This is a genomic window from Streptomyces sp. MA5143a (assembly GCF_900290235.1).
Classification (GTDB): domain Bacteria; phylum Actinomycetota; class Actinomycetes; order Streptomycetales; family Streptomycetaceae; genus Streptomyces.
This window is the reverse complement of record NZ_OLMK01000027.1, coordinates 1-21,470: the sequence shown is the minus strand read 5'-3', so window position 1 is coordinate 21,470 and position 21,470 is coordinate 1. Positions and strand designations below refer to the sequence as shown.

The 21,470-nt window shown below is 72.1% G+C and carries 16 protein-coding genes, 2 tRNA genes, 1 pseudogene and 1 riboswitch; of the genes and pseudogenes, 10 read left to right on the top strand and 9 right to left on the bottom strand.

Annotation, left to right across the window (positions count from 1 at the left end; translation table 11 throughout):
• Positions 1-44: 44 nt before the first annotated feature.
• Positions 45-815: a calcium-binding protein gene (locus SMA5143A_RS13570; RefSeq protein ID WP_107463187.1), complete on the bottom strand. Its 771-nt coding sequence runs from the start codon at positions 813-815 to the stop codon at positions 45-47.
• Positions 816-1,009: 194 nt separating this feature from the next.
• Positions 1,010-3,103: an asparagine synthase-related protein gene (locus SMA5143A_RS13565; protein ID WP_107463186.1), complete on the bottom strand. Its 2,094-nt coding sequence runs from the start codon at positions 3,101-3,103 to the stop codon at positions 1,010-1,012.
• 714 nt (positions 3,104-3,817) lie between these two features.
• On the opposite strand from SMA5143A_RS13565, the gene SMA5143A_RS13560 reads away from it, so the two are divergent.
• From SMA5143A_RS13560 to SMA5143A_RS13545, 4 genes are all read left to right on the top strand, one after another.
• Positions 3,818-5,242, top strand: a complete 1,425-nt coding sequence (locus SMA5143A_RS13560) for a hypothetical protein (RefSeq protein WP_009320877.1) — start codon at positions 3,818-3,820, stop codon at positions 5,240-5,242.
• 261 nt (positions 5,243-5,503) lie between these two features.
• Positions 5,504-6,715 carry an L-2-hydroxyglutarate oxidase gene (lhgO, locus tag SMA5143A_RS13555; protein ID WP_107463185.1) on the top strand — a complete coding sequence of 404 codons (1,212 nt, stop codon included), beginning with the start codon at positions 5,504-5,506 and terminating at the stop codon, positions 6,713-6,715.
• Positions 6,716-7,051: 336 nt separating this feature from the next.
• Complete coding sequence (gene trmB, locus SMA5143A_RS13550; RefSeq protein WP_107463184.1) at positions 7,052-7,849, top strand: tRNA (guanosine(46)-N7)-methyltransferase TrmB; 798 nt, start codon at positions 7,052-7,054, stop codon at positions 7,847-7,849.
• Positions 7,850-7,958: 109 nt separating this feature from the next.
• Positions 7,959-9,392 (top strand): PrsW family intramembrane metalloprotease, encoded by a 1,434-nt coding sequence (locus tag SMA5143A_RS13545; protein WP_107463183.1) that lies wholly within the window; start codon positions 7,959-7,961, stop codon positions 9,390-9,392.
• 381 nt (positions 9,393-9,773) lie between these two features.
• Here SMA5143A_RS13545 and SMA5143A_RS13540 read toward each other — a convergent pair whose 3' ends face one another.
• The 4 genes from SMA5143A_RS13540 to SMA5143A_RS13525 all read right to left on the bottom strand — a co-directional run bounded on the left by SMA5143A_RS13540 (position 9,774) and on the right by SMA5143A_RS13525 (position 13,770).
• Positions 9,774-10,826 (bottom strand): M23 family metallopeptidase, encoded by a 1,053-nt coding sequence (locus SMA5143A_RS13540; RefSeq protein ID WP_107463182.1) that lies wholly within the window; start codon positions 10,824-10,826, stop codon positions 9,774-9,776.
• 10 nt (positions 10,827-10,836) lie between these two features.
• A riboswitch (cyclic di-AMP (ydaO/yuaA leader) is annotated at positions 10,837-10,992 on the bottom strand.
• A gap of 233 nt (positions 10,993-11,225) precedes the next feature.
• Complete coding sequence (locus tag SMA5143A_RS13535; protein ID WP_258193512.1) at positions 11,226-12,347, bottom strand: PP2C family protein-serine/threonine phosphatase; 1,122 nt, start codon at positions 12,345-12,347, stop codon at positions 11,226-11,228.
• A gap of 82 nt (positions 12,348-12,429) precedes the next feature.
• The gene (locus tag SMA5143A_RS13530) at positions 12,430-13,062 is read right to left on the bottom strand and encodes a GTP cyclohydrolase II (protein ID WP_107463180.1); all 633 of its coding nucleotides are present in this window, start codon (positions 13,060-13,062) and stop codon (positions 12,430-12,432) included.
• Between the two features lie 189 nt (positions 13,063-13,251).
• Complete coding sequence (locus tag SMA5143A_RS13525) at positions 13,252-13,770, bottom strand: MarR family winged helix-turn-helix transcriptional regulator (protein ID WP_107463179.1); 519 nt, start codon at positions 13,768-13,770, stop codon at positions 13,252-13,254.
• A 129-nt stretch (positions 13,771-13,899) separates the two neighbouring features.
• Here SMA5143A_RS13525 and SMA5143A_RS13520 point away from each other — a divergent pair, with 129 nt between their 5' ends.
• The 6 genes from SMA5143A_RS13520 (at position 13,900) to SMA5143A_RS13490 (ending at position 19,041) form a co-directional block, all read left to right on the top strand.
• The gene (locus SMA5143A_RS13520) at positions 13,900-15,057 is read left to right on the top strand and encodes a dihydrofolate reductase family protein (RefSeq protein WP_107463178.1); all 1,158 of its coding nucleotides are present in this window, start codon (positions 13,900-13,902) and stop codon (positions 15,055-15,057) included.
• A gap of 164 nt (positions 15,058-15,221) precedes the next feature.
• A tRNA-Met gene (locus tag SMA5143A_RS13515) sits at positions 15,222-15,295 on the top strand.
• A gap of 354 nt (positions 15,296-15,649) precedes the next feature.
• The gene (locus tag SMA5143A_RS13505; protein ID WP_107463177.1) at positions 15,650-16,252 is read left to right on the top strand and encodes an RNA polymerase sigma factor; all 603 of its coding nucleotides are present in this window, start codon (positions 15,650-15,652) and stop codon (positions 16,250-16,252) included.
• Between the two features lies 1 nt (position 16,253).
• On the top strand, positions 16,254-17,072 hold the full coding sequence (locus SMA5143A_RS42570; RefSeq protein ID WP_146193903.1) for a hypothetical protein: 819 nt from the start codon (positions 16,254-16,256) through the stop codon (positions 17,070-17,072).
• A 285-nt stretch (positions 17,073-17,357) separates the two neighbouring features.
• Positions 17,358-18,020 carry a hypothetical protein gene (locus SMA5143A_RS13495; protein WP_258193511.1) on the top strand — a complete coding sequence of 221 codons (663 nt, stop codon included), beginning with the start codon at positions 17,358-17,360 and terminating at the stop codon, positions 18,018-18,020.
• A gap of 37 nt (positions 18,021-18,057) precedes the next feature.
• A complete protein-coding gene (locus tag SMA5143A_RS13490) occupies positions 18,058-19,041 on the top strand; it encodes a hypothetical protein (RefSeq protein WP_146193902.1) in 984 nt (327 codons plus the stop codon).
• 182 nt (positions 19,042-19,223) lie between these two features.
• On the opposite strand, the gene SMA5143A_RS13485 is transcribed toward SMA5143A_RS13490, so the two are convergent.
• The 3 genes and pseudogenes from SMA5143A_RS13485 to SMA5143A_RS13475 form a co-directional block, all read right to left on the bottom strand.
• A tRNA-Lys gene (locus SMA5143A_RS13485) sits at positions 19,224-19,296 on the bottom strand.
• A 180-nt stretch (positions 19,297-19,476) separates the two neighbouring features.
• The gene (locus tag SMA5143A_RS13480) at positions 19,477-21,051 is read right to left on the bottom strand and encodes an amino acid permease (RefSeq protein ID WP_258193510.1); all 1,575 of its coding nucleotides are present in this window, start codon (positions 21,049-21,051) and stop codon (positions 19,477-19,479) included.
• A gap of 193 nt (positions 21,052-21,244) precedes the next feature.
• A pseudogene (locus SMA5143A_RS13475) lies at positions 21,245-21,470 on the bottom strand (DEAD/DEAH box helicase); the annotation flags it as partial.

Sequence of the window (21,470 nt, the reverse complement as noted above, 5' to 3'; positions counted from 1 at the left end):
CTGTCCACGTCCGCGTCAACGCACCGTGACGGTCACCGTCGCCGTCAGCGCACCGTCACCGTGTCGCCGTACGCCGTCGCCCCGCTCGTCGTGGACGTCGAGGTGGACTTCCAGCGCCAGGTGCCGGACGCGGAGGCGGTGACCGTGGTGCGGAGCTTGCCGCCGGCGTCGGAGGTGACCGTCTTGACCGTGGTGTACGTGGAGGTGCCGGACCTCTTGAACTGGAGGGCCACGGACCGGCCGGCGTGGGCGGCGTAGGCGTTGGTGTTCCAGTCGGCACGGGTCAGCGCGCCGGTGACGGTGAGCTTGGCGCCCTTGGCCACGGGCTCGGGACCCGCCTGGGTGGTGGCGAGCCTGGCGAGGCGCTTCACCTGGATCCTGGCGCTGGTCTCCAGGTCGTAGAAGTCGCGGTCCTTGGCGACGGCCTCGGCGGTGAAGCGCCAGGTGCCGGCCGAGCTGTTCTTGAGGTCGTAGTAGTCGCCGCGGTCGGGGTCGAGGGTGAACCGGAACACGCACTTCATGGTGGTGGGGGTCGGCCGCGTGCAGTCGGCGGCGTAGGCGTGGATGATCCGGTCGTCGGAGCTGATCAGCTTGGCGCCGAGGATGCCCTGCATGCCCGACCCGTCCTTGGCGGTGGCCGCGACGTTGACCGTCTGGGCCGTACTGACGCCCACGTTGAAGGTCTTCTTGTTGAAGGCCACCGAGGTGAAGACGGTGTCGCCCTTCGCGGTGTCCGCGTGGGCGGCGGCGGGGGCGAGCAGCGGGAGCAGCACCGAGGTGCCGAGGACGGCGGCCGCGGCCGTACGTGTACGCATGGTTCTCCAGGCACAAGAGCTACGGGCACCTCGTGTGTGCCCTGCGTCGGGGGGCGCGTACGTGCACATGAGGTGCCGGGGAGCCGGACATCTGTCCGATCGCGGGGGGAGACCGTCGAAGGGCCCCGTTGGTTGTACACGTCCGGACTCCGAGATTCCGCTACATCATCCCTACCGCCCCTGCCGGGCTACCGCTACGCCTGCCGGGCCGTCGCCCCCGCGCCCAGGGCGCCCCGCTGGGGGGTGATCCCGGCGGGCACGGCGCGCTGTCTGGCCGGAGTGCCCGTCCAGCAGGTGCCCCGGCGGGAGAGGAGGCGGCGCAGCCAGAGTTCCAGGGAGACCAGGTCGGCGAGGCCGTCCAGGGGCAGGGGCTCGCCCGCGGCTGCCGCGCGGAGCGCCTTGCGGACGACCCGGGCCTCCACCAGGCCGGCCTGCGCGAGCAGCGGTGTGTCGAAGAGGCCGATCAGCGTGTCGGCGGCGACGCGCAGGCCGGTGCGGGTCGCGGCGGCGGACGTGGCGTGGGAGGGGGCACCCCAGCCGGGCGGGAGGTCGGTGACCCCGGCGCCCTCCAGGACCGTACGGAGGATGGCGGCGCGGGCACCGGGCTGGACGCGCAGGGCCTCGGGGAGGGCACGGCAGGCGCGGACGACCTGGTTGTCGAGGAACGGGGTGTGCAGGCGCTGGGAGCGGATCTCGGCGGCCTGTTCGAGGACGCGCAGGTCGGCGGCGTGGCGGGCCAGGGCCGCGCGGGCCCGGAAGTCACCGGGGCGCTGGCCCGGACCGACGCTCGGGCGGCCCGACACGGCACCCAGGCGAATCGATACTTCTGCCAGGGCCTCGCCTGTCAGCCAGCGGGCGGCGGGCCCGGGTCTCGCCCAGGTGAGCGCGGCGAGCGAGGCTCCGACGGCCCCGCCGGGTTCGTCGAAACGGCGCCGCATCAGACGGTCGGCGAGGACCTCGACGCCCGCGCGGTACGGGGTGCGGGCCAGTTTCCGGGCGGCGCCGTACACGCGCGCGGGGACCATCACCGAACCGTCCGCCTTGGCGAGGGCGGCGACCGGGCGGACGAGGTGGCGGCGCTTGCGGTCCATCAGCAGGTCGGCGAGGCGCGCGGGGTGGGCGTCCAGGACCTGGCGGGCGCCGTAGCCGGTGAAGTGGTCGGCGCTGCCGGCGGCGAGCCGGGCGCGGTGGCGGGCCGCCACGACGAGGGAGGGGCCCGGTTCGTCGGTCAGCGGGACGTCGAGGTCCGCGTACGGGAGGACGTCCTCGTCGCCGGTCACGACGACGTGGCGGAGGCGGGGGTTGGCGGCCAGGGTGCCCGCGCGTTCCAGTTCGGCCTCGCGGCCCGAGGTCGCCAGGTCGTTGAAGGTGACGGCGAGGAGGCGTTCGCCGGCGCCCGTGCCGTGGCCGAGGACCGTGCCGGGGGCGCCGGGCAGGCCGGCGGCGAGGAGGGCCAGTGTGCTCGAGGCGGGGCCGCCGGAGAGGTCGGCGCCGATGCCGGGGGCCGGCATCCCGCGGGCGGCGCGGCGCTCCGCCGGGCCCATTCCGGGCACGGGGCCCGGATCGACGTCCGGTACGTGGCGCGGAGCAGACAGACGGGTGCGTACTGCTTCTACGAGAGCGTCCCTCACCGCGTCCACCGCGCTGTCCGGGTCGGCGGCGGGTGCGGCGACCGCGAGGGACGCGACGGGCTCGTAGCCGGCGATCTCGCGCGCCCCGGCGCGCAGGATCAGCGCATGCCCCGGGGGGATGCGGCGCACGCCGTCGTACGGGGTGGAGTCATGGAGGGCGTCCGGTACGTCGGGGGCGGCGAGCAGGGCCGCGAGGTGCCCGAAGTCCAGGTCGGCCTCGACGAGGTCGGCCAGCGGCAGGGCGGCCGTCGCGTACGCGGTGCCGCCGGCCCAGGGCGTGTAGAAGACGGGGCGCGCGCCCGCGAGGTCACCGCAGACGGTGACCCGGCGCCCGACCTGGACGACGGCGGTGTAACTGCCGGGCCAGGCGGTGAGATGGCGCAGGGCACCACCGCGGGCGGCGAACAGGGCCACGCGGAGCTGCTCGTCGGTGGCCCCGCAGATGCCGAGGATCGCGATCCTGGTCTCGGCGTCGGCCCGCACGACCCGCACCTCGTCGGGGCGCCAGTCACCTACGGCCCACAGGGGATCGGGGTCGCCCCACAGCGGGTGGGAGCCGACCGGGTGCACCGCCTCGCCGTCCGGGCCGGTGGCTCCGGCGGAGCCCAGGGCGTGCGAGCCAGCGGCGGTACTGCTCCATCCCACCAACCACCGCATCGACGCCTCCACAGGCTGTGGACAGTCCAGTGCACCGTACGAACGGCACCCATGCTGCCACGAAGGAGGCTCGATGGAGGGCGTGCGGAGCTGCTTGCGCACCGGCAAGTGCGCCCCTGGGGGGACTTGAGCGCCCCCTCGTCACACCGTCGGACGGCCCCGGAAGCGGGACGGTCGACCAAGGTGGACCCCGGGTCTACGACGCGAATGCGCCCCCGATACGCTCCCCCAAAACTCCTAACGCGCCCTCAAGAGACGTGGTCGGAGGGGTATTGACCCCCCGCACCCACCGTCGATTTTCGGCCAAATCGGGATCGTGGGACAGAACTCACACACCCTCCGTACCGACCCCGATGGCGACTCAGTGTCAACGAACAGTCCGGGAGGCGGTGTTCACCTCCCGGACCGGTCCGCCGCCCGCGGGGATGGGGGCGGCGGTGTCCCCCAGCCCACTGGATCCAGTACAGCGGGCCGACCCACGCACGACCATGGAACCGCTCCCCCACTGGCCGGAGTAGAGCGCACGGACAGGCGCACGGCCACACAGCGGGGGCACGCGGCAACAGTCCGTACTCTGTCCGTACTTTCGTACGGACCACATTCCCGCCATCCGGATTTAAGCCCCTTAACGCTTGGGATGCGGCGAACTACGCTGGGTTTACGAATGCCGCGTGCCTATGCCGCCGCGGCAGCCGTCTGTTCGAGGGGTGGCGCATGTCCAGGGAGCAACGCGGGCCGAACGAAAAGCTCGGCGCCGTTCTCGCCCTCGCGGGAATCAGCAACGCAGGACTCGCGCGTCGCGTCAACGATCTTGGCGCTCAACGCGGGTTGACGCTTCGCTACGACAAGACGTCGGTGGCGCGGTGGGTCTCCAAGGGCATGGTCCCCCAGGGCGCCGCGCCGCACCTCATCGCGGCCGCCATCGGCCAGAAGCTCGGCCGGCCCGTGCCGCTGCACGAGATCGGCCTGGCCGACGCGGATCCCGCACCCGAGGTGGGCCTCGCCTTCCCCCGTGACGTCGGACAGGCCGTGCGGTCGGCGACCGAGCTGTACCGCCTCGACCTCGCGGGCCGCCGTGCCGGCTCCGGCGGCATCTGGCAGTCCCTCGCCGGATCGTTCGCCGTCAGCGCGTACGCGACGCCCGCCTCACGCTGGCTGATAACCCCGGCCGACAGCTCGGTGGCGCGTGAGGCTAGCTCCGCGGAGGGCTCGGGGTCGCCGCTGAAAGTCGGCCACAGCGACGTGCAGAAGCTGCGCGAGGCCGCCGAGGACGCCCGGCGCTGGGACTCCAAGTACGGCGGCGGCGACTGGCGTTCGTCGATGGTCCCCGAATGCCTGCGGGTCGAGGCCGCACCACTGCTGCTCGGCTCGTACTCCGACGAGGTGGGACGCGCCCTGTTCGGAGCTTCCGCCGAACTCACCCGCCTCGCAGGCTGGATGGCTTTTGACACGGGTCAACAGGAGGCGGCCCAGCGGTACTACATCCAGGCCTTACGGCTCGCGCGCGCCGCGGCCGACGTGCCGCTCGGCGGGTATGTGCTGGCCACGATGTCGTTGCAGGCGACCTATCGCGGGTTCGGCGACGAGGGCGTCGACCTCGCGCAGGCCGCGCTGGAGCGCAACCGCGGGCTCGCCACCGCCCGCACCATGAGCTTCTTCCGGCTCGTCGAGGCACGGGCACACGCGCGTGCGGGCGACGCGGTGGCCGCCGGGGCCGCCCTCAAGGCCGCCGAGGGGTGGCTGGAGCGGGCCCGCGACGGCGACAACGACCCGTCCTGGCTCGGCTTCTACGGCTACGACCGCTTCGCCGCGGACGCCGCGGAGTGCTACCGCGACCTCAAGGCGCCGCGGCAGGTGCGCCGCTTCACCGAGCAGGCGCTGTCTCGGCCGACGGAGGAGTTCGTGCGTTCGCACGGGCTGCGGCTCGTCGTGTCGGCGGTCGCGGAACTGGAGTCCGGCAACCTCGACGCGGCGTGCGAGCAGGGCGTACGGGCGGTGGAGGTCGCGGGGCGCATCTCCTCGGCCCGCACGACCGAGTACGTGAAGGATCTCCTGCACCGGCTGGAGCCGTACGGGGACGAGCCGCGGGTGATCGAGCTGCGGGAGAGGGCACGGCCGCTGCTGATGACCCCGGCGTAGGCGCTCCGCTTGAGGGCCGGGCGCCTGCTCGTGTGCCGGGTGCGTGGGGTCTCGCGGGGGCGGGTGGGGATCACCTACTCGTCTGCCAGGTTTGCGCTGCTTTGCGAGTGCGGGTGTGTGTGGGGGGGGAATTCGCGCAGTTCCCCGCGCCCCTCGGGGCGTGGCCGGTGGTCTGACGTGACCGAGGCCATGGAGACGTCTTTCGGGTTTGAGGGCATTGTCAGTGGTGCAGTGCACTATCAGAGTCGGGAGGTGGGGCGCGTGCGGAGGCTGGGCGCTTACGACTGTGATGTGCTCGTGGTCGGCGGCGGGATCGTCGGGCTGTCGACGGCGTACGCGATCACACGCGCCGCGCCGGGGACACGGGTGACCGTCCTGGAGAAGGAGCCGGGCCCCGCCCGGCACCAGACCGGGCGCAACAGCGGGGTCATCCACAGCGGGATCTACTACCGCCCCGGATCACTGAAGGCCCGGTACGCGGTCAAGGGCGCCGCCGAGATGGTGAAGTTCTGCGCCGAGTACGGCATCCCCCACAAGGTCACCGGGAAGCTGATCGTCGCCACCGAGCGCTCGGAGCTGCCCCGGCTGCACGCCCTGGTGCAGCGCGGCCGGGAGAACGGCATACCGGTCCGGGAACTGGGCCCCGCCCAGATCACCGAGTACGAGCCGGAGGTGCGCGGACTCGCCGCCATACACGTCGGGACCACCGGCATCTGCGACTTCGTGGGCGTCGCCCGGCAGCTCGCCGCCGCCTCGGGCGCCGACATCCGGTACGGCGCCGAGGTCGAGCAGATCGACCGGCGGGCCTCGCTCGGCGTGGCCGTCCGGATCCGCGGCGGTGACATCGTCCGGGGGCGCGTCCTCGTGAACTGCGCCGGGCTGCACTGCGACGAGGTGGCCCGGCTGACCGGGGACGAGCCCGGCATGCGGATCGTGCCGTTCCGGGGGGAGTACTACGAGCTGGCCCGACCCGAGCTGGTGCGGGGGCTGGTGTATCCGGTGCCCGACCCGGCGTTCCCGTTCCTCGGGGTGCATCTGACCCGGGGCATCGACGGAGGCGTCCACCTCGGGCCCAACGCGGTGCCGGCACTCGCCCGCGAAGGGTACGGCTGGGGGACCGTACGGGTGCGGGAACTGGGCGGGACCCTGGCGTGGCCCGGAGCCTGGCGGATAGCGCGGCGGCACTGGCGGTACGGCGCCGGGGAGCTACGGCGGTCCGTGTCCAAGCGGGCGTTCACGGGGGCCGTGCGGCGGCTGCTGCCCGGGATCTCCGAGGGGGACCTCGTACCGGCCGCCGCGGGAGTGCGGGCGCAGGCCGTGCTGCGGGACGGGACGCTGGTGGACGACTTCCTGATCCGGGAGGGTGCGCGGGCGGTGCACGTACTGAACGCGCCGTCGCCCGCGGCGACCGCGTCACTGCCGATCGGGCGTGAGGTCGGGAGGAGAGCGCTGGCGGCGCTGGCCGCGGTGTGACTTCGGTCGCGGCCGCCGCCGTCCGCGGCTCGGGGGACGCTGCGGGGGGGGAGGGCTTGGGGTCCGTTGTGGTTGGGCCTCGGGGCCGGTACGGCTTAGGTCCCTCTTCGGCTTGCGGTCCGCTGCCGGAAAGGGGCCCGCCGCGGCTTGGGCTACGGGTTCCGCTGCGGACTGGCTGCCGCTTCGGCCTGGGAGCGGCCGCGGCTTGGGCTCCGGGTTCCGCTGCGGACTGCTGCCGCTTCGGCCTGGGAGCGGCCGCGGCTTGGGTTTCGGGGCCGGTGCGGTTGGCGGTCCGCTTGGGTCCCGCTTCGTGCGGTCCGTAAAATTGGGCGCACTGTGTCTGAGTCTGCCAATGCCCCTGAGTCCCGCACCTCCGGTGCCTCCCTTCGTCGTGCCCGTGCCAAGGGTGAGCCCCGCTTTCCGGACGGGCCCAAGGCCGATCCCGCCGGGGCGCACTTCGAGCGGCGGATCAGGAGCTTCCAGCCCCGGCGGAGCCGGGTGACGGCCGGGCAGGCGGACGCCCTCCAGCGGCTGTGGCCCAAGTGGGGGCTCGACATCGACGGGCGGACGCTGGACCTCGTCGAACTGTTCGGCAACGAGAACCCCGTCGTCCTGGAGATCGGCTTCGGGATGGGCGAGGCGACCGCCGAGATGGCCACCGCGGACCCCGGCACCAACGTCCTCGCCGTCGACGTCCACACCCCCGGCCAGGGCAACCTCCTCAATCTCGCCGACCGGAACGGACTGTCCAACATCCGGGTCGCCAACGGCGACGCGATCATCCTGCTGCGGGAGATGCTCGCCCCCGCCTCGCTGAACGGGCTGCGCGTCTACTTCCCCGACCCCTGGCCGAAAAAGCGCCACCATAAGCGGCGGCTGATCCAGCCGGAGTTCCTCACCCTCGTCGCGTCACGGCTCCGCGCCGGCGCGATCGTGCACTGTGCGACGGACTGGGAGCCGTACGCCGAGCAGATGCTGGACGTGCTGACCGCCCACCCCGACTTCGAGAACACCCGGCCCGACGGCGGGTTCGCGCCACGTCCCGGCTTCCGGCCGCTGACCCGTTTCGAGGCCCAGGGACTGGACAAGGGTCATGTGGTGAACGATCTGCTGTTCCGTCGCGTAGATCAGTAGGAACCGCTTCCAACCCCCCATAGGCGCCCGAACAGTACCCCCACACCCCGCGACCGGTCGTACGGTACGACGTCGCGGGCAGCGCCCATCGCTCGTTAGGGTCAACGCAATGGCCACCGGTCCCCTCTACCCGACGCACCCCAGCGGCACCGCCGGCGCAGGTGCGTTCAGGCCCCCGCGCTGGTGGCAGCGCAAGAGCGTCAAGTACGGCTCTCTCATCGCGCTGCTGGCGCTGTCCGGGCTCGTCATCCTGGCGCTCGTCCGCGAGCAGACCGGCACCGAGGGGTTCCTCGTCGGACTGGGGCTCGCGGTGCTGCCCGTACCGCTGCTCGTGGCCGCGTTCCGGTGGCTGGACCAGGTGGAACCCGGGCCCTGGAAGAACATGCTGTTCGCGTTCGCCTGGGGGGCGTGCGCGGCGGCGCTCATCGCGATCGTGGCGAACAGCTTCGCCACCCAGTGGATAGCCACGGCCACCGCCGACCCGTCGCACGCCGACACGCTCGGCGCCACCGTCATAGCCCCCGTCGTCGAGGAGACCGCCAAGGCCGCGGCCGTGCTGCTGATCTTCCTGTTCCGGCGGCGGAACTTCACGGGCCTCGTCGACGGGGTGGTGATCGCGGGCGTCACGGCGACCGGGTTCGCGTTCACCGAGAACATCCTGTACCTCGGGACCGCGTTCGGGACGGACCAGCTCAGCGGGGGGAGCGGGCTCGCGTCGGTCACCGCCGCGACGTTCTTCGTGCGGGTGATCATGTCGCCGTTCGCGCACCCCTTGTTCACCGTGCTCACGGGCATCGGGTTCGGGATCGCGGCCAGGGCCGGGGAACGGCAGCCCGTGCGGCGGGTGCTGGTGCCGGTCGGCGGACTCCTGCTCGCGATGGGCATGCACGCCGTCTGGAACGGGTCAGCGGCGTTCGGGGAGTACGGGTTCTTCGCGGTCTACGCGGTGTTCATGGTGCCGATGTTCGGGCTGCTGACGTGGTTGTCGATCTGGGTGCGGCAGCGGGAGCTGCGGACCGTGCGGGAGGAACTGCCGGTGTACGCGGCGGCGGGGTGGCTGACGCCGCCCGAGCCGTTCGTGCTGGGGTCGATGCGGGCGCGGCGGGTGGCGCGGGACTATGCGTCGTACCACTTCGGCAAGGGGGGTGCCCGGGTCGTCGCGGAGTACGAGGCGTACGCGACGTCGCTGGCGTTTCTGCGACGGCGGGGGCGGTTGGGGCGGGGCGGGGGTGACTTCGTGCTCCGCGAGCGGCAGTTGCTGTTCGAGCTGTGGCGGCGGCGGGAGCTGGCTCGGCCTGCGTTGGCTTATGCGGGGCGGGGGGTGGTGCCGGTGGCCGCGCCGGTTCCGCCCATGCCGGGGCCTGGGCCGGGGTATGGGGCCGGGTATGGCGTGGGGTACGGGCCGGGGCCAGGGCCAGGGCCAGGGCCAGGGCCAGGGCCGGGGTACGGGTACGGGTACGGCCAAGGGCAGGCGCTTGGCTACGGGTCTCAGGCGGCGGCGACGCCGTACAGGGCTGTGCCGTATCGGCCGTACTGGTCTTAGCGGTCGGCGGGTTGCTCGCGGCTTGTGGGGGCTGGGGCGCCTGCGGTGTGGGCGGGTCGGGGGCGCGCCGGGGGGTGTCCGTCCTCGGAACGGCGCGGAATCGGTCGCCCGAGAAGCTGAACCAGTTGACGCGCCAACCGCTGCGGGCGGACACCCCCCGACACACCCCCTCACGTCCGTACGCGACCGGGCCGCCGTAGGGGCTTGCGCCGCCCCGGTGACGTGCGCCGACTCGTCCGCGTGCGGCACACCCGCCGTAGGGGCTTGCGCCGCCGGTGGGGGTTACTCCGATGCCTCTGTCAGGGTCGGACCGTGACATGACGGACGCCGCGTCAGGCCTTGGCCTCACGCGGCGTCACATGCGTTTCGGGGGGTCCGAGGTCAGATGGTCAGGCCCTTGCCGCGCAGCCACGCCGCCGGGTCGATGCCGTTGCCCGAGCCCGCCGTGTGGACCTCCATGTGGAGGTGGGCGCCGGTGACGTTGCCCGTGGCGCCGACGCGGCCGATGACGTCGCCGGTGCCGACCTTCTGGCCGACGCTGACGCCGATGGAGGACTGGTGGGCGTACCAGATCTCGGTGCCGTCATCGAGCGTGAGCACGGTCTTGTAGCCGTACGAGCCGTCCCAGCCCGCCTGCGTGATCGTGCCGCTGTGGACGGCCTTGATGAGGGTGCCCGTGGGGGCGGCGAAGTCGAGGCCGGTGTGGTAGCCGGACGACCAGTAGGGGCCGGCCTGGCCGAAGGTGGAGGTGATCGTGTACGAAGAGGTCGGCAGCGTGTACTGCTTGGCCACGGAGGCCAGGCGCTCGGCTTCCTTCTTCTTCGCGGCCTCTTCGTCCGCCTTCTTCTTGGCGGCGGCCTCCTTGGCCTCGGCTTCCTTCTTCTCCTCGGCGGCCTGGTCCGCGGCCTTCTTCGCGGCGGCGGTCTGGGCGGCCTCGGCGGCCTTCAGGTCGAAAGCGTCCTGCTGCGACTCGGCCTGCTGCATGATGCGCGCGCGCAGCGCCTCGCCGGCGTCGGTGGCGCCCTGCTGGGTGTCGGCGGCGATGAGGCCCGCCTGGCTGAGCGGGGCGGTCGAGCCCTCGGGCTCGTCGGCGGCGTCGTCGTCCTCGAAGACCGAGCCCACGTTCGGCATGTCCGGCATCGAGATGGCCACCGGGGCCTTGCCGCTCTGGGCGCTGGCCATGCCGGCGCCGCTGACGGCGGCTATGACGCCGACGCCGAGAACCGTGGAGCTACGGGCGAACCCGCCACGCTGCTTGGTCTTGGCCACACGGTGCCGGCCACGGACGGGACGGAGGGACTCCGCGGTGGGGTTCCACTCCTGGAAGGGGCCCTCGTTGTCGCTGTCGTAGCTGCCGAAGCCGAAGGTCTCGGGCTCACCGCTGCGTTGGCTCGGCACAAAGGGGGCTTCGGTCGCGGACCGGTTGGACGCCACGTGGGCGTACTCCTTTCCTTCCTACCGCCTACCGGGTTAGCTGACGGGTTCGGAGCGGAAGGTCTCCTACGCGCGTAAACCGAACGTGCTTCCACGGCGGTTTCCGCGCGATTCACCCCAGGGTGGTGGTTCCCCGGTTCCCTACGGGATTCGGCGCGTGAGCACGGAGCCGTCTCTTGTGACGGCTGGGACGACCGCGCTGCGTTATCGAACGTTAATAGACGCGGGGGCGGCATTCCAAGCGATTCTGAATGATCGTTCGGCTTTCTACGCTGGACTTACGGGTCATGAGGGGTGGAAAACGGGCGAGTTGGCCCCGCTGGGGACACCCCAGGGACGCTGACGGTGCGTCAGTTGTAATGCGGAGGGGGTTCGCGTGGGCACGCTCAGTGATATTTCTCAGGGGCGACGCACGGCGAGCAGCGCCATGTCGTCCGTCGTACCGCCACCGGTGTGCTCGCGGACCTCTTCGGCGAGCATCGTCAACAGGGCGCGCGGAGCGGGGAAGGTACGGCCGCGGAGCCGGGCGGCCGGGTCGTAGAAGACACCGTCCGCGTTCCGCGCCTCGGACAGGCCGTCCGTGTAGAACAGCAGCGTCGCGCCGGCCGGGAACGCGACCTCCTCCGCGCGGTCCGGCCAGGTGCCCAGCTCGTCGAGGCCGAGCGGCAGCGCGGCCCACGGGGTGTCGAGGGTCCACAGCGCGCCGTCGGCGTGGAGCAGCAGCGGCGCCGGATGCCCTCGGTTGACGATGCGGGCCAGTCCGGCGCCGTGCGGGAACTCCGCGAGGAGGGCCGTCACGAACCCCTCGTGCGGCACGGTGGGGTCCCGCCGCGCGGCGTCCCGCCGGGTCACCTCCCGCGCGAGCGCCCGCTCCAGCCGCTGGGCCACGGCCTCCAGGGTCGACTCCTGCTCGGCCGCCTCCCGGAACGCGCCGATCAGCACGGCCACCGCCGCCACCGCGCCGAGCCCCTTGCCGCGTACGTCGCCCACGATCAGCCGTACGCCGTGGGGGGAGTCCTGCACCGCGTACAGATCGCCCCCGATCGAGGCCCCGGCCTGCGCGGCCTCGTACCGTGCCGCGATCTCCAGCCCTCCGATCCGCTCCTGGGGCCTCGGCAGGACGGCCCGTTGCGCCGCCTCCGCGATCTCGCGGGCGGTGGCGAGGCGGGCGTCGCTGCGCCGGACGAGCCGGTTGATGGCCACGGCCAGGACGGCGACGGTGGCGACGGTCGAGATCTCGGTGAGCGTGTCCGCCTCGCCCACGCTGCTGTACCGGAGGCGTACCGCGAGGATGCCGCCGATGGAGGCGGCACCGGTCACCACGGTGCCCGCCAGCGACAGCAGCGGCGCGGCCACCAGGGGCGCCGCCGTGAAGAAGGGGACGGCCGTGAGTACACGCGGCATGAAGTGGTCGTAGCAGAGGCCGCCGAGGACGAGGAGGACGGGCAGGGCCCGCACGAGGGCGCGGGCGAAGAAGAACCGTCGGCCGTCCGGCCTCTTCGCACCCTGTAACTGCCCCACCCGTCCCAGGTTCGCGGTGCGCCCGGAGGAGAGCCAGTCGGTGGGGCCGAGTGGGCTAGCGGCTGTCGTCCCCTCCGGGTGTTCAGCCCGCCGTCAGTTCCGCCAGGGGCAGGGTGTGCTGGGTGGTGAGGACCTTCGCCCGGAGGTAGCGGACGTTGTGGGCGGTGGTGAAGACGCCGGTGGGGACGCGGTGCCGGACGCCGACGCCGAGGTCGCGCAGCTGCTGCGCCTTGTCGGGGTTGTTGGAGAGCAGGTCCAGCTCGTCGATGCCGAGGGCGCCCAGCATCTGGGCCGCCGCCGTGTAGTCGCGGGCGTCCTCCGGCAGCCCGAGGGCCGTGTTCGCCTCGTAGGTGTCGAGGCCCTGGTCCTGGAGGGCGTACGCGTCAAGCTTGTTGTAGAGGCCGATGCCGCGGCCCTCCTGGCGGAGGTAGAGGAGCACCCCGCCCCGGTCGGCGATCCGCTCCACCGCCTCGCGCAGCTGGGGACCGCAGTCGCAGCGGGCCGAGCCGAAGACGTCGCCGGTCAGGCACTCGGAGTGCATCCGGACCAGCGGGGCCGTGCCGGGGGCGGGGTCGCCGAGCACGATCGCCAGGTGCTCACGGCCGTCGACGAGGCCGTGGAAGGTGACCATCTCGGCGTCGACGCCGTAGCCGTCCTGGAAGCGCAGCGGTACCCGGACGCGGGCACGCGGGGTGGCAGCGGGGAAGTCGGGCATGCGGGTTCTCCGGTCCTGGTGCGACGGCCGCTGTGCTTCAGTTTTGAATCACAGCGCTCGCCGCGACTCTATCCCCTGCTTCAAATTTCAAGCAACCGGTTTTGGGATGCGTCCCATCACGGGCGGTGGGGGAATAAAGGCCGCCCCCGTCGATCACCGACGGGCGACCGGCGACGGGCTCGGGGAAGGTCACTGGCCCGAGGAGCAGGAGCGGCGGCGCCACGGCAGGTCGTCGGGGCCGTTCTGCTGGGCCTCCTCCCCCTCGATCGCCGCCGCGATGGTCGAGCAGATCTCCTCGAACTGACCGATCTGCTCGGGGGTGAGGTGGTCGAAGACCGCCTTGCGGACCGACTCCACATGCCCGGGAGCCAGCCGCTCCAGCAGGGCGAGGCCCTCGTCGGTCAGGACGGCGATGCTCCCGCGCTTGTCCCACTGGCAGTTCTCGCGCCGGAGCGCCCCATCCTTCTCCAGCCGGGTCACGACGTACGTCAGCCGACTGCGCGTGATCTTCGCGTGCTCGGCGAGATCGGTCATCCGCATACGCCGGTCCGGCGCGTCGGAGAGCACGGCCAGCACCGCGTAATAGAGGTGCGGCATGCCGGCCTCCTGCTGGAGCTGCCGGTCGAGCGCGTCCTCCAGGAGTGTGCTCGCGGCGAGGTAGGCGCGCCAGGCACGCTGTTCCTCGGGGGTGAGCCAGCGGGTCGTCATACGTACAGTGTAGTTATTGTTTAAAACTTGAACCAAGCCCGGCCGGTCAGCCCGTCCTTCCGGCCCATCGGCCCACCGTTCCAGCCCGCCGGCCCGTCGTTCCGGCCAGTCAGACCAGGGAGCGTCTCCATGCCCCAGCCCTATGTCCTGTTGTCCGCCGCCGTCTCCCTCGACGGCTATCTGGACGACACCGGGCCCGAGCGGCTGCTCCTGTCGGGGCCGGCCGACTTCGACCGGGTCGACGAGGTGCGCGCGGCCAGCGACGCCATCCTGATCGGCGCCGGCACCCTGCGCACCGACAACCCCCGGCTGCTGGTGAACTCCCCCGAACGCCGCGCCGCCCGCGTCGCCGCCGGCCTCCCCGAGTACCCGCTCAAGGTCACGGTCAGCGCGTCCGGCGACCTGGACCCGAACGCCCAGTTCTGGCACACCGGCGGCGAGAAGGTGGTGTACACGACGGACAAGGGCGCGGAACACCTCCGCACGCTGGGCCTGCCGACCGGCCCGGCCGGCGTGGACGTGGTCTCCGTCGGCCCCGACCTTCAGTGGCCCGCCGTCCTCGACCACCTCGGTGACGTACGCGGCGTGGGGCGGCTGATGGTCGAGGGCGGCGGACGCGTCCACACCCAGCTGCTCCAGCAGGGCCTCGCGGACGAACTGCAGCTGGCCGTCGCACCGGTGTTCGTGGGCGAGGCCGAGGCACCGCGGATGTTCGGGACGGGCGCGTATCCCGGAGGCGCCACGAGCCGGCTGAGGCTGGTGGAGACGCGACCGGTCGGCGACGTCGTCCTCATCCGCTACGTCCCCACGGTCCCCGGCACCGGCCCCGCCGTGTCCGCCGCCGACCGCCACTGGCTGTCCCTGGCCTGCGAACTGGCCGCCGAGTGTCCGCCCTCCGGGACGGCGTTCAGCGTGGGCGCGGTCGTCGTCGCCGCGGACGGTACGGAGCTGGCCCGCGGCCACTCCCGCGAGGGCGGCGACCCCGTCGCCCACGCCGAGGAGGCGGCCCTCGCCAAGCTCGACCCCACCGACCCGCGCCTGGCCTCCGCCACGGTCTACAGCAGCCTGGAACCCTGCGCCCGCCGCGCCTCCCGCCCGGCCCCCTGCGCCCGGCTGATCCTCGACGCCGGCGTACGACGCGTCGTCACCGCCTGGCGCGAGCCGGACACCTTCGTGCCGGACGCCTCGGCCGGGAACGCGGTCCTGGCCGAGGAGGGCGCGGTGGTCGTCGTCGTACCGGAGTACGAGGACCGGGCGAAGGAGCCGAACCGGCATCTGGTGGGCTGAGAAGGAGGGGGACGGGAGGGCAGGGGGCACGGGTAGACAGGGGGCAGCTGGGCAGCTGGGGCAGCAGGGGAACGGGGGCAGAGCGTCGCGGAACGGCTGTGTTCGGGGTCTCGACAAACCCGTGTGCTTCGAGTCCCGCGCATGACGTACACTGGTTTCACCGACGCGGGGTGGAGCAGCTCGGTAGCTCGCTGGGCTCATAACCCAGAGGTCGCAGGTTCAAATCCTGTCCCCGCTACTGAAGGACCCGGGGCCGGAATCCGATGAGGATTCCGGCCCCGGGTCTTTTGTATGCGTGCCGGAGGCCAGGCCCTGACCGCGTACACCGTGCCGCTGCCGTTGCCCACGTACACGGTGCCGGAGGCCGCCGCCGGAGAGGAACGGATGTCGGCGCCCGTGCGGTAGGTCCGGATCGAGCGGCCTGTGTCGGCAGATTCGAGGGGGCGCACCTTGATCCACGCCCCCGCTGCGCCTTCGGACGCGACGGACGTTCAATCGGGGTTCCCGTCCCTCCCGGCGTCGTCGCCGCCGCTCCCGCTCACGAACGTTTCCTCGGTGTACTCCGTCGAATGAGAAAGGAGGGAAGGCGGGGATGGCCCGTAAGCACAGAACAGGACCGGCGGGGCTCACCGACGGGGGTGCCGCGGAGGCGGCGGTCGCGCCGGCGGCGACCACGCGGTCCGAGGCCGCGCTGTCGGAAGCCGCGCTGTCGGAGGCCGCGGACGTCGAGTTGGTGCGTGCCGTACTGCTTCTCGGCGGAGTCCCGTGGGGTGAGCTCGACGACGGTGTGCAGCAGGTCCGGTTGAAGCTGCTGGAGACCCAGGCCCGGCAGACCGGAGAAGTGATCCGCAAGCGGCAGGCGTGGCTGTCGGTCGTGGCGTCCCGCGTCGCCGTCGACTGGCACCGGGCCCGCGCCCGCGACGCCGGCCTGCACGAACGGCTGGCCGCCCGCTGGCAGCAGCGCCCTCCGGTGGAGCACTCGGAGGAGGACAGGTTGCTGGCCCTGGCGGTGGCGGACGGGTTGGAGGGGCTGCCCGCAGTACAGCGGCAGATCCTCGCCCTCCGCTTCTACACGGATCTGCCGGTACGGGAGATCGCACGGCTCCTCGACATACCCGAGGGCACGGTCAAGAGCCGACTGCACACGGCGGTCGCTGCCATCGGGGCACGGCTGCGAGAGATGGAGGTGATCTGAGGTGACCTATCAGCCCGAGTCGGACGAGGCCCTGCTGCGCCGGGCCTTCGCCCTGATTGGCGAGGAGGCGGGACGCCCCGACCCCCTCTCTTCGACACCCGTCACCGAGGGGCGGGTGAGCGGCGCCGATACCCGACGGGCCGGTGCCGACCCGCAACCGGCCGGTGCGGGGCCGAGTCCGACCGGCGGCTCAGGTCCGGACGGCGGCTCAGGTCCGGCCGGCGGCTCAGTTTCGGTCGGCGGCTCAGTTTCGGCCAGCGGCTCAGTTTCGGTCGGCGGCTCGAACTCCCGTACGGGAACGGTGTGGTGGCGTCGGCGCGGGGTCGTCCTGGCGGGGCTCGTCTCCGCCGCCGCGCTCTGCGCCGGGGTCCTCGGGTCCACCCTGATCGGCGGCGGGACGACGAACGCCGGCTCCGACCGGTCGGGGGGCGGCGAGAACGCGTCCGGCAAGGGGCAGACCCTCCTCGAATGGATCGCCTGCGGGCGGACCATCGCGGAGGGGGACGTCGTGGCCGTGAAGCCGTCCTCCGAGGCGGGCCGGGTCGTCGTGACCTTCGACGTCCAGGACTGGATCAAGCCGGCCCGGGGCGCGGAACGCATCACCCTCGACGTGGTGGACCCCACCGAGGCAGGTGTCCGTGAGCCCTGGAAGCAGGGGCAGCACCTTCTGATCGTCGTTCCGGAACGGCGCGACCAGGAGACGGACGTCTTCCAGGGCGACCAACTCCAGTCATATCGAGCCAAGATCGAGCAGGGCCTGCCCGACGCGGCGGGCACCGAATGCCCTCCCGAGTGGAGGGATACGCCGGGGCAGGGGTAGCCGACGGCCGGCGGCCAGAAAGCACATGGCTGATACCAATCGCTTTGAAACGATTAACTCTTGACCGCGGGCGAACACAAGTGCGCTAATCGTGGCTTCAGTTGCCCGGGGGAAACACGCAACTGACCACATCTCGGCGGGGCGACCGATCGACCATGCCTCGCCGAGACCTCACTCGCCCGCTGTCCGGGGGCCGCCATGGGCTCTTCGCCCGCGCCCGCCGGACCGGCGACACGCGTCCCCTCGGGCTGCTCGAGCCCGACCGCGAGTGAAACGAGGGGAACCGTGTCACCAGCCTCTGCGGCACCACCGAGATCCGCGCAGTCCCACCGCCGAAGGGCCGGCATCGCCGTCGCCCTGTCCGGCATCACCGTCATCGCCGCCGCGGCCGTCACCTGGGCCGCGGCGACCGACAACCTCGTCCCCACGAACAACTACACCGTCGGCTGCCTCACCGGTATGTCCGGCGGCACCGTCTGCCGCACCGACAACGCCGACGTCACCTACTACATGGACAGCGGCGGCAACGACAAGCTGGAGGACATCGACAAGGCGAACGTCCGGGTGGCCATCCAGGAGTTCCACGACAAGACCGACCTGAAGGTCAGCTACGACTCCTCGCCCTCCTGGACCGGGGACTCGGAGACGGACATCTACTACGCCGAGGCCACCGTCCCGGGCAGCGACGAGGGCCTCACCTGGTGCAACGACAACAGCCCCGGCGCCTTCAAGTGCGACCAGCAGTACGTCCGTATCGAGGGCGGCGGCCACTACAGCCCCGGCCTGTCCTGCCACGAGACCGGTCACGCCGTCGGCCTGCTCCACGGCGCCGAGGCCTCCCCCACACTGCCCAACCAGGACTCCAAGCTCGGCTGCATGAAGAAGACACCCGGGTTCGCCGACAGCCTCGGCACGAACAACCGGGAAAACATCAATGCCAACTACTGACGGGGCCGCAGGGAACACGGGGGAGAGCATGGAGAACGTGGAGAGAGACACGACGGCCGCGAGGCGGGCCGTGGAGGACGGCGACAGCGCGGGCCAGGCAGAGCGGGGCGCGACCGCGGAGCGGGCCGCGACTCCGCAAGGAGCCGCGGCCGGCAGCGAGGCGGCCGCGGGTGAAGGTGACCGCCGTGTGCGGCGGCTGAGCCGCGTCACGCGCCTCGCGACTCTCGTCGGTACGGCAGCCGCCGTGACCGCCGCGGCGGTCTGCGTGACGGCTCTCGTCGCGCGGGACCCGTCGCGCACCGAGGCGGCCGGCCGGGCCACGACGTCCGGCGGTCTGATCGTCGCGCACGGCAGCGACCGGCATCCGAGCCAGACGGCGGCGGACTGGGTGACCTACGCCGACCACGTGGTCGCGGTGACACCGGTCGCCGAGCGGGAGATCAGCCCGACGGCCGAGGAACTCGAGCACGGGGAGGGCCTGATACTGCGCGACGTGACCCTCCGGGTCGACGACGTCCTCTGGTCCAGCGACACCCCGGGCAAGCCGGCGCCGGCGTCGTTCTCGTGGGTGGCGCACGGCTGGCAGTTCACGGGCGGCGACACCGCCCACCGCGAGAAGATGACCGGCGAGGACCAGCCCCGGATCGAGCTGGGGCACAGCTACGTCATGGCCATCGAATGGCAGCCCCCGGTGTGCGCCGAGGGCGACGACGAGATACCCGGCCAGTGGCGGGGCCTCGGCAGCGACTCGAACATCCCCTTCGACGGCAAGGTCCTCGGGCAGGGCGAGTCCCAGGGATCGGTGACGTCGGCGGCCCGCGCCCTGGCCGCGGCGAAGGCCGAGGACGACCCGGAGGACCCGAACCACTCCCTGGAGGACCAACTCACCGGCAAGGGCGCCTCGGACCTGGCCCGGGCCCTCCGGAACGCCGAGCCGACCGGGACCACCTCGTCCACGGCCTCGTCCGCCGCGCAGAAGGGCGCCGCCGCCCGGACCGAGGCGACCACCGCCTGCGAGTAACCGCCCGGCCCGTCTGATCCATCGCCGCGAGGGCGCCTGCCCGTCCCACCGGGCGGGCGCCCTCTGCGCGCACCCGCGCACCCGCGCGCCCGGCCCCGAAAACACGTCGGCGCCCGAGCCGACCGAAGCCGACCCGGGCGCCGCACCGCAGGTCAGAGAGGCAGTGCCTCACCCGCGAACCGTAGGCCCTGTGGGACTCGAACCCACAACCAATGGATTAAAAGTCCACTGCTCTGCCAATTGAGCTAAGGGCCCAGGCGATGTTGCCTACCCGAGCATAGCCGGACGAGGCCGGGACTCCGATCGGGTATCGGTGACCCGGCCGCGTCGGGGAGCCGCAAAAAGGTTCGCCACAGAACAGAACGGGCGGAAGATCGGCGGAAGCAGAGGCACATCAACGGGTCCGGGCCCGGCGGGGACGGTGGCACCCCCGCCCTACGGATCCACCGGCTCCGGTGCCCCCTCCCTCCCCTTCGCCCGCGCCACGTTCCGTTCGTGCTCGGGGTTGAGGAACCAGTGGCGGGCCGAGGCGGTCCACCAGATCGCGGCGAAGCCGAGGACCACCAGGACCGCGACGGGGGCGTAGTTGAAGTTCTCCCAGGTGACGGGGGAGAGCTGGGGCAGCATGAAGAGGACGGTGATGACGAAGACCCAGGTCACCGAGATGACACCGATCGTCCGCGACCAGCGGCCCAGATGCCACGGCCCCCGCTCGAACGCGTCGCCCTTGCGGAGCCGCAGGAGCGTCGGGATCACATAGGCGATGTACAGGCCGATGACGGCGATGGAGGTCACGGCCGCGTACGCCGTCACGTTGATCAGATACGGAAGGCCCAGGACGAGCGCCCCGCCCGCCGCCAGCCACACCGCCGCGACGGGCGTCCGGGTGCGCGGACTGACCGTGTGCCAGAGGTGCGAGAACGGCAGGGCGCCGTCGCGCGAGAAGGCGTAGATCATGCGGCTGTTGGCGGTCACGGACGCCATGCCGCAGAACAGCTGCGCGCCGATGACGACGAGGAGCAGCAGCTTCCCGGCGGTGGCGCCGAGCGCGTCCATCAGGATCTGGGCCGGCGGCACCCCCGTCGCCGACTTCAGGGCGCCGTCGTAGGACTGGATGGCGAAGGTGAAGCCGAGCAGCAGTACGAGTCCCGCCACCCAGGACGTCCAGATGGAGCGGACGATGCCCTTGGGGCCGGCCGTGGACGCGTCGTGGGTCTCCTCGGTCATGTGCGCGGAGGCGTCGTACCCGGTGAAGGTGTACTGCGCCATCAGCAGGCCCAGGAGGACGACGTAGAACGCGCTGCCCCAGCCCGTGTTGTTGACGAACTCGGTGAAGACGAAGGACGCCGAGCGGTGCTCGTCGGGGACGATCGCGAGGGCGCCGACGATCACCACGACACCCAGGACGTGCCACCACACGCTGATGCTGTTCAGCAGGCCGACGATACGCACGCCGAAGGTGTTCAGCAGGCCGTGCAGCAGCAGGATCGCCGCGAACAGCAGGATCGTGCGGCCGGGCGTCACCTCGAAGCCGAACTCCAGGTTCAGGTACGCGGCGAGGAACGACGCCGCGCCGAAGTCGATGCCGGCGGTCACCGCGACCTGGCCGAGGACGTTGAACCAGCCCGTGAACCACGCCCACGCCGCCGCCGTCCGGGGCGGCGCCAGCCGGTGCGACCAGAAGTACAGGCCCGCGGAGGTCGGGTAGGCCGAGCAGATCTCGGCCATCGCGAGGCCGACGAACAGCGTCATCAGCCCGACCCCGACCCAGCCCCAGGTGATCACCGCCGGGCCGCCGGTGTTCATACCGAACAGGTACAGGGTCATGCAGCCGGACAGGACCGAGATGATCGTGAAGGAGACCGCGTAGTTCGAGAACGCGGACATACGGCGTGCGAGGACCTGGGTGTAGCCCAGTTGGGCCAGTCGTTCCTCGTCCGACACCGTGACCGACACCGAATCCGGGACCGAGGCCCCGGACGCCCCACGGGCTATGTCGTAATCTGTCATGCCCCCAGCAATTCCCTCACGGAGGGCGTGACATGCGTCACACGATGGCTGAAAATCGGCCCAGCCCGGCCTGCCTCCCGGGCTCCGGTGCACACCCGCCACCGCCGCCGCCCCGGAGCGCGACATAAAACGCCGTGGCCCCCACCCGGAAGGTGGGGGCCACGGCGTTCAGATACTGGGCGCTCGGCCTCGGTCAGCCGTTGCGCTTCCAGCGCGGCTTGTCCTCGCGGCGGCCGAAGGAGCCGGTGCCACGGTGGTCGTCACGGCGGCCGTACGGACGCTCGTGGCCGCCGGAGCGGAAGCCCGGACGGTCGCCCTGGCGGTCCCGGTTGAACGGACGGTCGCTGCCCCGGTGACCACCACGGTCGTCACGGCGCTCGAAGGAACGGCCACCACGGTCGAACCCACGGTCGCGGTTC